Annotated in this window: 15 protein-coding genes and 1 tRNA gene; 1 reads left to right on the forward strand and 15 read right to left on the reverse strand. The window is 59.9% G+C overall.

The features are described 5' to 3' along the window. Positions 1-687 carry a peptidoglycan DD-metalloendopeptidase family protein gene (locus ABVN19_RS16535; RefSeq protein WP_028943080.1) on the reverse strand — a complete coding sequence of 229 codons (687 nt, stop codon included), beginning with the start codon at positions 685-687 and terminating at the stop codon, positions 1-3. A gap of 246 nt (positions 688-933) precedes the next feature. Between ABVN19_RS16535 and ABVN19_RS16540 the strand changes: the two genes are divergently transcribed. Further along, positions 934-3,147, forward strand: a complete 2,214-nt coding sequence (locus ABVN19_RS16540) for a TonB-dependent siderophore receptor (protein WP_105641153.1) — start codon at positions 934-936, stop codon at positions 3,145-3,147. Positions 3,148-3,273: 126 nt separating this feature from the next. On the opposite strand, the gene ABVN19_RS16545 is transcribed toward ABVN19_RS16540, so the two are convergent. The 14 genes from ABVN19_RS16545 to ABVN19_RS16610 all read right to left on the reverse strand — a co-directional run bounded on the left by ABVN19_RS16545 (position 3,274) and on the right by ABVN19_RS16610 (position 13,561). Beyond that, positions 3,274-3,349: transfer RNA gene (locus ABVN19_RS16545), tRNA-Lys, on the reverse strand. Positions 3,350-3,410: 61 nt separating this feature from the next. Continuing rightward, entirely contained in the window at positions 3,411-4,085 is a 675-nt protein-coding gene (gene queC / locus ABVN19_RS16550; RefSeq protein WP_028943078.1) for a 7-cyano-7-deazaguanine synthase QueC, read from the reverse strand. Positions 4,086-4,099: 14 nt separating this feature from the next. Continuing rightward, entirely contained in the window at positions 4,100-4,747 is a 648-nt protein-coding gene (gene queE, locus ABVN19_RS16555) for a 7-carboxy-7-deazaguanine synthase QueE (protein WP_028943077.1), read from the reverse strand. Positions 4,748-4,906: 159 nt separating this feature from the next. Next, the gene (gene ybgF, locus ABVN19_RS16560; protein WP_105641154.1) at positions 4,907-5,722 is read right to left on the reverse strand and encodes a tol-pal system protein YbgF; all 816 of its coding nucleotides are present in this window, start codon (positions 5,720-5,722) and stop codon (positions 4,907-4,909) included. Positions 5,723-5,728: 6 nt separating this feature from the next. Beyond that, complete coding sequence (pal, locus tag ABVN19_RS16565; RefSeq protein WP_028943075.1) at positions 5,729-6,226, reverse strand: peptidoglycan-associated lipoprotein Pal; 498 nt, start codon at positions 6,224-6,226, stop codon at positions 5,729-5,731. Positions 6,227-6,278: 52 nt separating this feature from the next. Further along, on the reverse strand, positions 6,279-7,523 hold the full coding sequence (tolB, locus tag ABVN19_RS16570; protein ID WP_051270484.1) for a Tol-Pal system beta propeller repeat protein TolB: 1,245 nt from the start codon (positions 7,521-7,523) through the stop codon (positions 6,279-6,281). 53 nt (positions 7,524-7,576) lie between these two features. Continuing rightward, positions 7,577-8,653, reverse strand: coding sequence for a cell envelope integrity protein TolA (gene tolA / locus ABVN19_RS16575; RefSeq protein WP_105641155.1), 1,077 nt, complete (start codon positions 8,651-8,653; stop codon positions 7,577-7,579). Next, the gene (gene tolR, locus ABVN19_RS16580) at positions 8,653-9,105 is read right to left on the reverse strand and encodes a protein TolR (protein WP_028943072.1); all 453 of its coding nucleotides are present in this window, start codon (positions 9,103-9,105) and stop codon (positions 8,653-8,655) included. Before tolR ends, tolA begins: the two co-directional genes overlap by 1 nt. 14 nt (positions 9,106-9,119) lie before the next feature. Continuing rightward, positions 9,120-9,815, reverse strand: coding sequence for a protein TolQ (gene tolQ, locus ABVN19_RS16585; RefSeq protein WP_010223192.1), 696 nt, complete (start codon positions 9,813-9,815; stop codon positions 9,120-9,122). Positions 9,816-9,817: 2 nt separating this feature from the next. After that, complete coding sequence (gene ybgC, locus ABVN19_RS16590) at positions 9,818-10,273, reverse strand: tol-pal system-associated acyl-CoA thioesterase (RefSeq protein WP_051270482.1); 456 nt, start codon at positions 10,271-10,273, stop codon at positions 9,818-9,820. Between the two features lie 126 nt (positions 10,274-10,399). Continuing rightward, a complete protein-coding gene (gene ruvB / locus ABVN19_RS16595) occupies positions 10,400-11,455 on the reverse strand; it encodes a Holliday junction branch migration DNA helicase RuvB (RefSeq protein ID WP_028943071.1) in 1,056 nt (351 codons plus the stop codon). Continuing rightward, complete coding sequence (gene ruvA / locus ABVN19_RS16600; protein WP_028943070.1) at positions 11,456-12,064, reverse strand: Holliday junction branch migration protein RuvA; 609 nt, start codon at positions 12,062-12,064, stop codon at positions 11,456-11,458. 108 nt (positions 12,065-12,172) lie between these two features. After that, entirely contained in the window at positions 12,173-12,697 is a 525-nt protein-coding gene (gene ruvC / locus ABVN19_RS16605) for a crossover junction endodeoxyribonuclease RuvC (protein ID WP_028943069.1), read from the reverse strand. 117 nt (positions 12,698-12,814) lie between these two features. Beyond that, positions 12,815-13,561, reverse strand: a complete 747-nt coding sequence (locus ABVN19_RS16610; RefSeq protein ID WP_028943068.1) for a YebC/PmpR family DNA-binding transcriptional regulator — start codon at positions 13,559-13,561, stop codon at positions 12,815-12,817. Between the last annotated feature and the right edge of the window lie 36 nt (positions 13,562-13,597).

Below are 13,597 nucleotides of genomic sequence, written 5' to 3' on the forward strand. Positions count from 1 at the left end.
TCAGCTGGCTGCGGGCAGTACGCTCAACGGGTCGATGGGCTTGCCGTTCTGGCGGATCTCGAAGTAGAGCTGCACGCGGTCAGTATCCAGGTCGCCTGCCTCGGCAATCTTCTGGCCCTTGCTGACCGTTTGCCCTTCCTTGACCAGCAACTTGCTGTTGTGGCCATAAACGCTGGCATGCGAAGGACCATGCTGGAGGATGATCAGGTTGCCGTAGCCGCGGATGTTCACCGCGAACGCCACCTTGCCGCCCAGGCTGGCGTAAACCGGCTGGCCCCGGGTGGCGGCGATGCGGATGCCCTTGTTGAGTTTGTCGGCCGATGAGTAGCGGCCGATCACCGCGCCCTCCAGCGGCCACGCCCAGCCACGCAGGGTAACCTTGGTGGACGGGGCCACGGGCTTGCCCTTGCTGGCAGTCGTGGTGGTCGTGCGGTTGGAAGCTTTCGAGCCACCAAAGCGAATGGTCTGGCCGACATTCACCGCATAAGGCGCGCTGATGCCGTTGTAGCGTGCCAACGCCTTGAAGTTCCAGCCGTGGCGCGTGGCAATCGAATACAGGGTGTCGCCGCGCTTGACCTTGTATACGCCGCTGACCACTTTATTGGCCGCTGGGCCCGGGCTGGGGGAGTGGGAACTGCACGCCGATATCGCCAACACGAAGGCGATCAGAATTAACCTGAAAAACACACCACTTCCTTTCCCGCAGGCGCCATTTTGAAGGCCGCTACTATAAAGCAGTCAGACGCTTCGCACGGCATTGTGCATCACGGATTACGACGCTTTTCGTATCTGTGAATGTGGCAATAATCTCTGCAATATTTGCTCACACATACAGTTTCTGTAAATCATTCTCACCCGAGGTGCCTCAGGCGTACACTTGTTAATGCTTCTCAATAACAAATGTAACTTCTGCCTTCTCAGGTTTCCTTGCCCATGACAAGCTCCAACGCCTCCACCCGCTCCCCCCGCCCTTTCAAGGCCTGTGCACTGGGTCTTGCCGTTGCTTCCTCAAGTGGTTACGCCATTGCCGAACAGGCCGGACAAAAAGCCCTGCAACTGGACAATATCAACGTCGACGCCCAGTCCGGCAGCCCCTACAAAACCGAGCACTCGGCCTCCAGCAAATTGGCCAAGCCCCTGCTCGATATGCCGCAGACCATCACTGTGGTCCCTGCCCAGGTCATTCAGGAGCAACAAGCGCTGAGCTTGCGCCAGGTGCTGTCAAACGTCTCGGGCATCACCTTCAACGCCGGTGAAGGGGGTGGCGGCTCTGGCGACAGCATCAACATCCGCGGCTTCTCGGCCAACAGCAACATCCAGATCGACGGCCTGCGCGACAGCGCCCAGACCAACCGCACCGACACCTTCAACATCGAGCAAGTCGAAGTCATCAAAGGACCCAACTCGGTGTTCGGTGGTGCAGGCACCACCGGCGGCAGCATCAACATCATCAGCAAGCAGCCACAGGACCGGGCGTTTACTCGCCTGGGGGGCAGTGTCGGTACCGACAACTACTACCGCATGACCCTGGACAGCAACCAGCCGCTCGAAGGCGTAGGCGAGAACAGCGCGTTCCGGGTCAACCTCATGGGCCACCAGAACGATGTGGCCGGGCGCGAAGAGATCGACCGCGAACGCTGGGGGCTTGCGCCTTCCTTGCGCCTGGGTTTCAGCGAGTCCACACGCCTGACCCTGAGCGCCTTCCACCAGGTGGACGACAATCTGCCCGACTACGGCGTACCGGCCCTGGATGGCAAGAAGCTGGGCGGGGTCAGCCGTGAAGATTATTTCGGCTGGAAGAACCTGGACAAGGAGGAGGTCGAGCAAAGCTCCTTCACCGCCAACTTCGAGCACGATTTCAACGACAACCTGCGCCTGCAGAACCTCACCCGCTACAGCCACATTGCCCGCGACACCATTGTGTCTGCTTCGCATGTCAACACAACCGGCGTGCCGGCTGGCCGCTACCGCCCTGCCGGCCCGCAAGGCTACGGCCGAGACGCGACAACCGAAATGTGGATCAACCAGACGAACCTGGTGAGCAATTTCAACCTGCTGGGCATGCGCCACGACCTGGTCACCGGCGTTGAGGTCTCGCGTGAAACCCTGGACCTGAAAACCTACGGACATGGCCTGGGCAACGCCCTGTACCCCACCGATGGCTACGACCTGAGCAACCCGCCCGGGAAATGGACCGGGCCGAGCAACAAGGCCACCAGCGGCTATACCGAGACCGAACTGACCAACCAGGCCCTCTATGTCTTCGACACCATCGCCCTGCACGAGCAGTGGGACCTGAACCTGGGCCTGCGCTACGACAAGTTCAAAGGCGAAGCCCAAGGCTACGGCGCCGATCACGTGAAAACCTCTGACGTCGACTCTACCGATGAAAAACTCAGCGGCCGCGCAGGCCTGGTCTACAAGCCCACCGAGAACGGTCGCATCTATGTCGCCTGGGGCAACTCCTTCAACCCCTCGGCCGAAAGCCTGGCCTCCACCGGCGGCGGCTTGACCACTGCCACTGCAGACTTGTCGCCCGAGAAGAACGAAACCTGGGAACTGGGCACCAAATGGGAGTTGCTGGACAAGCGCCTGGAGCTCGATGCAGCGTTGTTTCGTGTAGAGAAGACCAACGCGCGCGAAACCATGGCCGATGGCTCCACCCAATTGGCGGGCAAGCAGCGGGTACAGGGGCTTGAAGTAGGCGTGACCGGCCACATCACCGAGCAGTGGGACGTGTTCGCCAACTACACCTTCCTCGACAGCGAAACGCTCGATGCCGCCGATACTGCCGCCGGCATCGCCCGTGAAGGCCAGGCGCTGGGCAACACTCCGCCGCGCTCGCTCAACCTGTGGACGACATACAAACTGCCGGCCGACTGGACGGTCGGCTATGGCGCGCGCTACGTCAGCGAGCGCAACGTGACCTCCAGTACCACCGCCAAGCTTGATGCCTACTGGGTACACAACGCCATGGTTGCCTACCGGGTCAACGAACAGCTGGACCTGCAGCTGAACGTCAACAACCTGTTCGACGAGGACTATGTGGAGCGGGTGCGCCAGCAGAACGGTACGGATGCCCGTTCGTCGGCCATTGAGTATGGGGATGCGCGGTCGGCCATTCTTTCGGCCACGTACGCGTTCTAACGTGTGATCGCGGGGCAAGCCCGCTCCTGCAGATGCTGTGGGAGCGGGCTTGCCCCGCAATGCTTTTATCCCGAAAACGAAAAAGCCCGCGACCTTTTCAGGTAGCGGGCTTTCTCTTACAGCGTCTGGTGGGTCGTGTAGGATTCGAACCTACGACCAATTGGTTAAAAGCCAACTGCTCTACCAACTGAGCTAACGACCCGTTGGATGGCGCGTATAATACTGATTTCTAACAGGAAATCAACACCCCATCGCAAAATAATTTAAAAATATCGTGTCGGGTCCTCTACACCCGCCGCCTTGAAGCCGTCGGCGCGCAGGCGGCAGCTGTCACATTTGCCACAGGCACGGCCTTCATCGTCGGCCTGGTAGCAGGAAACAGTAAGGCTGTAATCCACACCACGGGCTATCCCGGCCAGAACGATCTGCGCCTTGCTCAGGTTCTGCAGCGGCGCCTGGATACGGAAGCCCTGCCCTTCGACACCGGCCTTGGTAGCCAGGTTCGCCATGCGCTGGAAAGCCTCGACAAACTCGGGGCGGCAATCCGGGTAACCGGAATAGTCCACAGCGTTGACGCCAATGAAGATATCCCGTGCATTCAGTACTTCAGCCCAGCCCAGTGCCAGCGACAGGAACACGGTGTTGCGGGCCGGCACGTAGGTAACCGGAATGCCTTCACTTGGCGCTTCAGGCACATCGATGCTGCTGTCGGTCAGGGCCGAACCACCGATACCGTCCAGGTTCAGGCCGATGACCTTGTGCTCGACCACGCCCAGGTCGCGGGCAACTCGCGCAGCGGCATTGAGCTCAGCACGATGGCGCTGGCCGTAGTCGAAGCTCATGGTGTAGCAGCTGTAGCCCTCGGCCTTCGCCATGGCGACCACGGTGGCCGAATCAAGGCCACCGGACAGCAGGATTACCGCGCGTTTCTCAGTCATTGCATTCACTCCTTTCAGCGGCCGGGCTCGTCATTCCAGAGCAATTTGTGCAACTGCATCTGCAAGCGCACCGGTAGGTTGTCAGCCACGATCCAGTCGGCAAGGTCGGTTGCCCGCAGCTCGTGATGGCTTGGCGAAAACAGCACCTCGCCCGCTCGCTGGTCCAGTCCATACTGGATCAGCTTGGACACCGCCCAGTCATAGTCTTCCCGCGAACAGAGGACGAACTTGACCTGGTCGTTGTCGGTCAGCAGCTCAATGTTCTCGTAGCGATTGCGAGCGGCTTCCTTGGAACCCGGGGTCTTGAGGTCGAGCACGCGACTTACCCGCGGGTCGACCTTGGAAATATCCAGGGCGCCGCTGGTCTCGAGCGACACCTCGTAACCGGCGTCGCAGAGCTTTTCCAGCAAAGGGATGGCATTGGGCTGGGCCAACGGCTCGCCACCGGTGACGCAGACGTAGCGCGGCTTGAAAGCTGCTACCTGCTCAAGGATCGAATCAAGTGTGCGAACGGTGCCGCCACTGAATGCGTATTCGCTGTCGCAATACTGGCAGCGCAACGGGCACCCGGTGAGACGGACAAATACCGTGGGCAGGCCAGCGGTACGCGTTTCACCCTGCAAAGAGTAAAAAACTTCGGTGATACGTAATGTGTCTTGCATAATCGCCACGGGCGTAACAGCTAAACAGGCTGTCCGCCTCCGTCAGGCACCGCTGAAAACCCGTCATCGCGTAGTTCACAGCAGCGTAGATCAATAAAAGGGCTGAGATTCTAACGAAAAAACCCGCGACTAGCGCGGGTTTCTTTTAAAGCGACCGGTTTAGAGCTTTTGCAGGTCGCGCTGGGCCAGTTGTGCAGCAGAGGTTCCCGGATATTGGGTAATGACCTGCTGCAAAATGCCTTTGACCCGGTCAGTGTGCCCCAGGCGGCGCTCTACGTCGGCCAGCTTGTACAGTGAATCCGGCACCTTGTTGTGCTTGGGATACACTTGGCTGACCTTGGCGAAGGCTTGTCCGGCGGCTTGCAGATCACCTTTGGCCAGGTTGACTTCACCAAGCCAGTACTGGGCATTGCCGGCGTACTGGCTATTCGGATACTTGCGCAGAAAGGCATTGAACGCCTGGCTGGCCTTGTCGAAGTCCTTGGCCTTGATCAGGTCAAAAGCCGCATCGTAGTAGAGCTTCTCTTTGGCCGGATCACCAGGTTCGCTACTGGCTGCAGGTTGTTGCGCGGCGGCAGCACCTGCAGCGGCACCGGCGGCAGCGCCACCGGTTGCGGAATTCTCGGGAGCTGCGGCAGGAGCACCGCCAGTTCCAATACGCCGATCCAGGTCCTGGTATCGCTCCAGGCTTTCCTGCTTCATGCGCGCAACATCGTTTTGCAGCTCTTCGATGATGCCTTGTTGACGCGACAGCTGATCCTGCATCTGCTGCAGTTGCATGAACAGCTGACCCTGCGCCGAGGCAGGGGCCGTAACCCCTCCCCCGGCGTAGGCGCCGTTCGTACCATAACCCGCAGGTGGATAGCTGCTAGCGCCGCTATAGCCTGCGTTGTCATCAACAACAGGAACCTCAGCCAATGCCACGAGTGGCAGGCTGAGCGCCAGGACGGTTACAGCACGGCGGCACATTCGCATATCGAATTACTTACGCAGTTCGACGCGACGGTTCTGAGCCCAGGACTGCTCGTCGTTGCCGGTGGCAACTGGACGCTCTTCGCCGTAGGAAACCAGTTCCAGTTGGGCAGGAGAAACGCCTTGCAGGACCAGGTAGCGCTGAACGGCTTTCGCACGACGCTCGCCCAGAGCCATGTTGTATTCGCGAGTACCACGCTCGTCGGTGTTACCTTCCAGCACGACGCGAGCGCCGTTGCCTTTCAGGTCCTTGGCATGAACGTCCAGAGCGCGCATGGCTTCTGGCTTCAGGTCCGAGCTGTCGTATTCGAAGTAGAAGGTGGTGATTGCGCGCAGAGCAGCTTCTTCGCTCAGGCTGCCGTCAACAGCGCCAGTGTTGGCACCGTAACCAGCGTTAGGATCAACAGCGCCTTGACCAGCGTCGTCGCCGCCTTTGGAAGAGCAACCTACGGCTACGGCCATGGCCAGAGCCAGCGCAGCAAACTTACCAAACTTCAGCATTTCCATCGTGAAACTCCTAATGAACCCCAATGTGTTAAGTAAAACGTAAAGCGCCGCGTCAGTTCAGGTAAGGGGACCAGGACGGTTCTCTGACTTCGCCTTGAGCGGTAGGAAGCGGGAGCCTCACGCGTCCGTTGAGAGAGACGAGCATCAAGACTCCCCGGCCCTGCTGGCGGGTGGCGTAGATTAGCATGGTGCCGTTAGGCGCAACAGTGGGGGACTCATCAAGACTTGTTTCAGAGAGAATCTTTACACTGCCGCGTTGCAAATCTTGCGCAGCCACTTTGAAGTTGGTGAAACCTTGTTGACGATGAATCATCACCAGGGTCTTTTCGTCCGCCGACAGTTTAGGGTTGGCGTTGTAGTTACCAACGAAAGTTACACGCTCGGCACCGCCGCCCGAAACATTGGTTTTATAGATCTGTGGTTTGCCACCGCGATCAGAAGTGAAGTAAATGGTCGAGCCATCCTTACCCCAGAACGGTTCGGTGTTGATGCCAGGACCTGCAGTGACACGCGACAGCTGACGCGAGCCCATGTTCATCACATAGATGTCCGGGTTGCCGTCCTTGGACAGCACGAACGCCAGGCGCGAACCATCCGGCGACCAGGCTGGCGCACCGTTGAGGCCTTCGAAGTTGGTGATCTGCTCGCGACGGCCAGTGTCGATGTGCTGAACGAAGATGCGCGGACGCTTCTGCTCGAACGACACATAGGCGATACGCTTGCCATCGGGGGCAAAACGTGGCGACAGGATCGGCTCGCGCGATTGCAGCAGGGTCACGGCGCGTGCGCCGTCATAGTCCGAACGCTGCAGGGTGTAGCGAGTGTTGTTGGTGGAGAAGCGCTCGGCAGTCACGTACAGCATGCGGGTGGAGAATGCACCCTTGATGCCGGTGAGCTTCTCGAACGACTGGTCGGCGATGTAGTGCGACATGTCGCGCAATTGATCGACGCTGCCCGAAACGCTGCCGGTCAGCACTTGCTGCTCGGTGGCGACGTTGAACAGCGCGTACTGCACCTGCAGGCGGCCGCCCGCTGGCACGATGCTGCCGACCATGACGTACTGGGCGCCCAGGGCTTTCCAGTCGCGGAAGATCACTTCGCTGGCCTGGCTAGGCTGGCTGATCATGTTCTGGCGCGGGATCGGCGAGTAATAACCGGAGTTGCGCAGGTCATTACCGATGATATCCGCCATGTCCTCCGGCAGCACGCTACCGCCCTGCAGACCGAACGGCACGACCGCAATAGGCGTTGCCCGGTCACTGCCACTGGTGACCAGAATGTTCTTTTCCTCTGCCATGGCGAACCCTGCTGCGCAGCAGAGAACGACCAGCAGTCCTCGAAGAAGTTTAATCACAAGGCTAGATCCTCAGGTGTGAAAGTCATCTTGAATGAACGATAGGGATTGAACTCGCTCGGTTTCAAGCCCTGCATTTCGGTTAGACGGCCAATGTTCTTGACCGCGGCAACGGCCGAGCTGTCGAACGGACCATCGCCACTGGAGCGGGCTACGCTCACCGAGGTAATGGTGCCATCGGGCAACATGCCGATTTGCAGAACCACCGTCATGTTCTTGCGCGCAGAAGGTGGACGTGCCCAGCCTTCGGCTGCACGTGCACGGATCAGGTCGTCGAAGTCGCCGGCCACCTGGTCGCCCTGCTCGTCAGCCAGTGCCTGCTGCCGCTCGGTGGTGTCCGACAGAAGCTCGGCCAGGGCCTGGGCCTTCTTGTCTTCAGCCGCCTTGCGGGCTGCATCCTGTGCCTTCTTCTTGGCCGCATCAGCTGCAGCTTTCTTCTTGGCGTCCTCAGCGGCTTTCTTCTTCGCCTCTTCAGCCGCCGTTTTTTTCTTGGCATCCTCGGCCGCCTTCTTCTTGGCGTCCTCGGCAGCTTTCTTCTTGGCTTCTTCAGCCGCTTGTTTCTTGGCCTCTTCGTCAGCCTTTTTCTTGGCTTCTTCCTCGGCCTTTTTCTTGGCGATATCAGCCTGCTGCTTTTCAGCAGCCTTCTTCGCCTCTTCGGCTTTTTTGGCCTCGGCGGTTTTCTTCGCCTCGTCGACCTTCTTCGCTTCCTCGGCTTTCTTCGCTTCGGCAGCCTCACGGGCCTCTTCGGCCTTTTGAGCAGCCTCTTCCTTCTTTTGTTCCGCAGCTTTCACAGCCTGCTGCTCGACCTTCTTCTGCTCCATCTGCTCTTCTTCGGTCTGGCGCGAAGCCGTCTTCTTGGCCTCCCCGGCAATCTTCTGATTGGTCTGGGTGGTCGCCTGACTTTTAGATTTCAGCTGGTACAGGGTTGCCTGGACAATAGGCTTGGCCGGCGGCAGCTCCGGGGTCATGGCAAAGCTGACGAACAGCATGCCGAACACCAGGACGTGCAGCGCAATGGCCCAGACACTGGGCCAGAAATAGCTTTCCGAGGCGGATGGCTCTCGCTGTTGCATCAGGGCGCCTCGGTAATCAGGCCAACGTTACCGACACCTGCCTTCTGCAACCCGCCCATGGCACCCATGACCGCGCCGTAGTCAACGGACTTGTCGCCACGAATGAAAACCTGGGTCTGTTTGCCCTGGTCGCGTCCGGCGGCAATGATCTTGGTTACGGCGTCGGTCATTTGCGGCAAGGTCATGGCCTTGTCCATCTGCTTTTCGGTATCGACTTCGCTGCCAAGGTTCCAGAAGTAGGTCTTGTCAGCCTTGATCGAAATGGTCAGGACCTGGACGTTGTTGTCCTGCGGCAAGGCTTCGCTGGAAACCTTGGGCAGGTCGACCTTCACGCCCTGGTTGAGCATCGGTGCGGTCACCATGAAAATGACCAGCAGTACCAACATCACGTCGATGTATGGCACCACGTTCATCTCGGCGACCGGCTTGCGTTTGTGGCGAACTCGGGCCATGGGCTTTTACCTGATCACTCTTCGCTGGTGTGCACTTTACGGTGCAGGATGGCCTGGAACTCGTCGGCGAACGTGTAGTAACGGCCGATCAAGACTTCACTGCGAGCAGCGAAACGGTTGTAGGCAATAACCGCTGGAATCGCGGCGAACAGGCCGATGGCGGTGGCGATCAGCGCTTCGGCGATACCCGGTGCCACGGTGGCCAGAGTGGCCTGCTGGGCGCTGGCCAGGCCGCGGAAGGAGTTCATGATGCCCCACACGGTACCGAACAGACCGATGTACGGGCTGGTGGAACCTACGGTGGCCAGGAATGGCAGGCTTTGCTCAAGCTTCTCTTCTTCGCGGGAGATGGCAACGCGCATGGCGCGACCAACACCTTCCATCACCGCATCTGGATCGACGCCTGGTTGCTGGCGCAGACGGGAAAACTCCTTGAAGCCTGCGCGGAAGACCTGCTCGACACCCGAGTCCGGGTCCGGGTTGCTGCCGGCCTGACGGTACAGCTTGGACAGGTCGATCCCCGACCAGAAGCGCTCTTCGAAGCTGTCCAGGGCTCGACGACCGGCGCGCAACATGGTGCTGCGCTGAAAAATCATGATCCATGACGTTACCGATGCGGCAACCAGAATCAGCATGACCAGCTGTACCACGATGCTGGCATTGCTGACCAGGCTCCACATGGAGGTATGGTCGACGACGTTAGCTTCCACGCTTAATCTCCTGCATTTGAATGAGTACCCGGATCGCCCGCCTCGGCAAATGCCGTACGTAGCGCTGGGGGAATGGCCCGGGGTTTGAAAGTATCGGCGCGCACACAGGCCACCAGGAACTGCCCTTCGCAGAGCAGCGTTGCATCTTTTTCGCGCCAGACCTGCTGTACGAAACGCAGACTGGCCCGGTTCAATTCAAGCACTTGCGCGGTGACCCGCAATTCGTCGTCCAGTCGCGCAGGCGCGTGATAGCGCGCCTCGCTGGAGTGGACCACGAACAGCAGGTTCTCCTGCGCCAATGCCGACTGGGCAAAACCCAGTGCGCGTAACCGCTCGGTGCGGGCACGCTCCATGAATTTCAGGTAGTTGACGTAATACACCACGCCGCCCGCATCGGTATCTTCGTAGTAGACCCGACAACGGTGTGCGAACGGCTCAAGCCCATTTTGCGCGCGCATACTCTAGTGCTAACTCCTCAGCTTGCCAATCCGCCCCGACAACTGTTTTTTCATCGATTATGTCGTATTGCCAGCGTGGTCCTTCCATGCCAGCCGATAGGACCACAAAATCACTGGATAAATCTGTCATTCATCGGTCTGGGCGGAAAAACCTTCGCTGCTGCTCGACTCGCCCAGTCGATTGGGGATGTTCAAACCAAAATGCAGGTAGGCATGGCGGGTAACAACTCGCCCTCGTGGCGTACGCATGATGTAGCCCTGCTGGATCAGGTAGGGCTCGAGCACGTCCTCGATGGTGTGGCGCTCCTCGCTGATGGCCGCCGCCAGGCTGTCGACGCCCACCGGACCGCCGTCGAACTTCTCGATCATGGTCAGCAGCAAGCGCCTGTCCTGATGATCGAAGCCACGTTCGTCGACATCCAGCAAGTTGAGCGCCATGTCGGCGATGGGCTTGGTGATATGGCCCTTGCCACGTACTTCGGCAAAATCACGCACACGGCGCAGCAGGCGGTTGGCAATTCGCGGCGTACCCCGCGCACGCCGGGCGATCTCGAAAGCTCCATCATCTTCGATCGGCAAGCCAAGAATGCCGCCCGAGCGACTGACAATGGTGGCCAGGTCTTCGGTGTTATAGAACTCAAGACGCTGGACGATGCCAAAGCGGTCGCGCAGGGGGTTGGTCAACATGCCTGCACGTGTGGTGGCGCCGACCAAGGTAAAGGGGGGCAGGTCGAGCTTGATCGAGCGGGCTGCCGGGCCTTCGCCGATCATGATGTCGAGCTGGAAATCCTCCATGGCCGGGTACAGCACTTCCTCGACGATCGGTGACAACCGGTGGATTTCGTCGATAAATAGCACATCATGGGGTTCAAGATTGGTCAGCAAGGCAGCCAGGTCACCCGGGCGCTCGAGAATCGGCCCCGAGGTACTTTTGATGGAGACGCCCATTTCCTGGGCAATGATGTTGGCCAGGGTGGTCTTGCCAAGCCCCGGCGGGCCGAAGATCAAGGTGTGATCCAGCGATTCGCTGCGCCCGCGGGCGGCCTGGATAAACAAGGCCATCTGCTCGCGCACCACCGGCTGGCCGATGTACTCGGCCAGGCGCAGGGGACGAATCGCCCGGTCCTGGACCTCTTCGCGGTCACGCCCGGTGGCGGCTATCAGTCGGTCGGCTTCAATCACTTAGATCATTCCCTTCAGGCTGCGACGGATCAGCTCTTCGCTGCTCAAGCCCTTGGCGTCAACGGCGGCAACCGCCTTGCTGGCCTCCTGGGGCTTGTAGCCCAGCGAGATCAGGGCGCTCACTGCATCGGCTTCGGCACTGGATACGGTGGCAATCGGCGAGGGGCCGTTCGGCACCAGGGCGAACATCGCCGGTGAAGTTTCCCAGGCCTTGAATCGGTCCTTGAGCTCAACCAGCAGGCGCTCTGCGGTTTTCTTGCCGACGCCTGGCACCTTGACCAGGGCCGAGGCGTCCTGTGCCTGGACACAGCGTACCAGCTCATCGACATCCAGCCCCGACATCAGCGCCAGGGCCAGCTTGGGGCCAACGCCATTGAGCCGGATAAGCTCACGGAACAGCTCTCGCTCGCGCTTCTCATGGAAGCCATAGAGCAAGTGGGCATCCTCGCGCACCACCAGGTGGGTATGCAAGGTCACCGCCTCACCGACCTTGGGCAGGCGATACAGGGTGGTCATCGGCACTTCGAGCTCATAGCCCAGGCCGTTGACATCGACAATCAGGTGCGGCGGCTGCTTTTCAGCCAGTGTTCCGCGCAAACGTCCAATCACGTTGCAGTCCTTCCTCATGGGCGCCGGCAAACAACCGGTCAACCCTAACAGCAAATGCAATGGCCGAAGGCATTGCCCGGTCAAAATTTGTTTCAACGCATGATGCTATCAGAGCCGCAAGCGTCCGCCGCGGCTACGAGCAGTGCCCAGGCCATGCGGCACCAGGCTGGAGCGTGTGTGTGCATGGCACAGGGCAATGGCCAGGGCATCGGAAGCATCAATTTGCGGCTTCTGGGTCAGTTTCAGCAGGTGCATGACCATCATTTGCACTTGTTCCTTGTTGGCCCCACCAGTGCCGGCAACCGCTTGCTTGACCTGTGTCGCACTGTATTCGGCAATCTCCAGCCCTTCTTCGACAGCCGCGACGATCGCCGCGCCGCGGGCCTGGCCGAGCTTGAGCGCCGAGTCGGCGTTGCGCGCCATGAACACGCGTTCGATGCCCATGGTCACCGGGCCGTACTGGTGAATGATTTCGCGCACGCCGCGAAACACGATCTGCAAGCGCTCGGGCAACTCGCCGCTGCCGGTCCGAATGCATCCGGAAGCCACGTATTCGCAGCCCCGCGCCCCCTGGCGCACCACACCGTAACCGGTGATGCGCGAGCCGGGGTCGATGCCAAGAATCAGAGTCATATCGCCTGCGTATCCATTGACGCCTGTAGGCGTCGTTCCAAAGACAGAAGCCGGACCCGCTTGCAGTCGCATCGCAACTGCAGGCGGGCCCGGCTTCCAACCAGCCAGGGCTGTACCTTAGCCGAGTTTTTCCATCACTTCGTCGGGAATCTCGGCGTTGGAGTAGACGTTCTGCACATCGTCGAGGTCCTCAAGCATGTCGATCAGCTTGAGCACCTTCTGCGCGCCGTCCAGGTCCAGTTCGGCACTGGTAGTCGGCTGCATCACGATCTCCGCGTCCGCCGCCTTGAAACCGGCTTCTTCCAGTGCATTGCGCACGGCATAGAAACTGGCAAACGAGGTGAAGACATCGAACGAGCCGTCATCATTACTGACCACGTCATCGGCATCGGCTTCCATGGCCGCTTCCATCAGCGCGTCTTCATCGATGCCAGCGGCAAAGGATATCTGCCCCTTGCGCTCGAACAGGTAAGCCACGGAGCCATCCGTCCCCAGGTTGCCACCGCACTTGCTGAACGCATGACGCACGGCAGCAGCCGTACGGTTGCGGTTGTCGGTCATGGCCTCGACCATGATCGCCACACCACCTGGGCCGTAGCCCTCGTAGCTGAGTTCTTCGACGTTGTCGGCTTCGGTCGCGCCAGCACCACGGGCAACCGCCCGGTCGATGATGTCGCGGCTCATGTTGGCACCCAAGGCCTTGTCCAGGGCCAGGCGCAGCCGCGGGTTGGAGGTTGGGTCGCCACCGCCCTGCTTGGCGGCGACGGTCAGCTCACGAATCCACTTGGTGAAGATCTTGCCCCGCTTGGCGTCTTGACGCTCCTTGCGGTGCTTGATGTTTGCCCATTTGGAATGACCAGCCATAACGCACTCCGAATCCTTTGAAACAATGCTACGCAC

Source organism: Pseudomonas vranovensis (assembly GCF_040438935.1).
Classification (GTDB): domain Bacteria; phylum Pseudomonadota; class Gammaproteobacteria; order Pseudomonadales; family Pseudomonadaceae; genus Aquipseudomonas; species Aquipseudomonas vranovensis.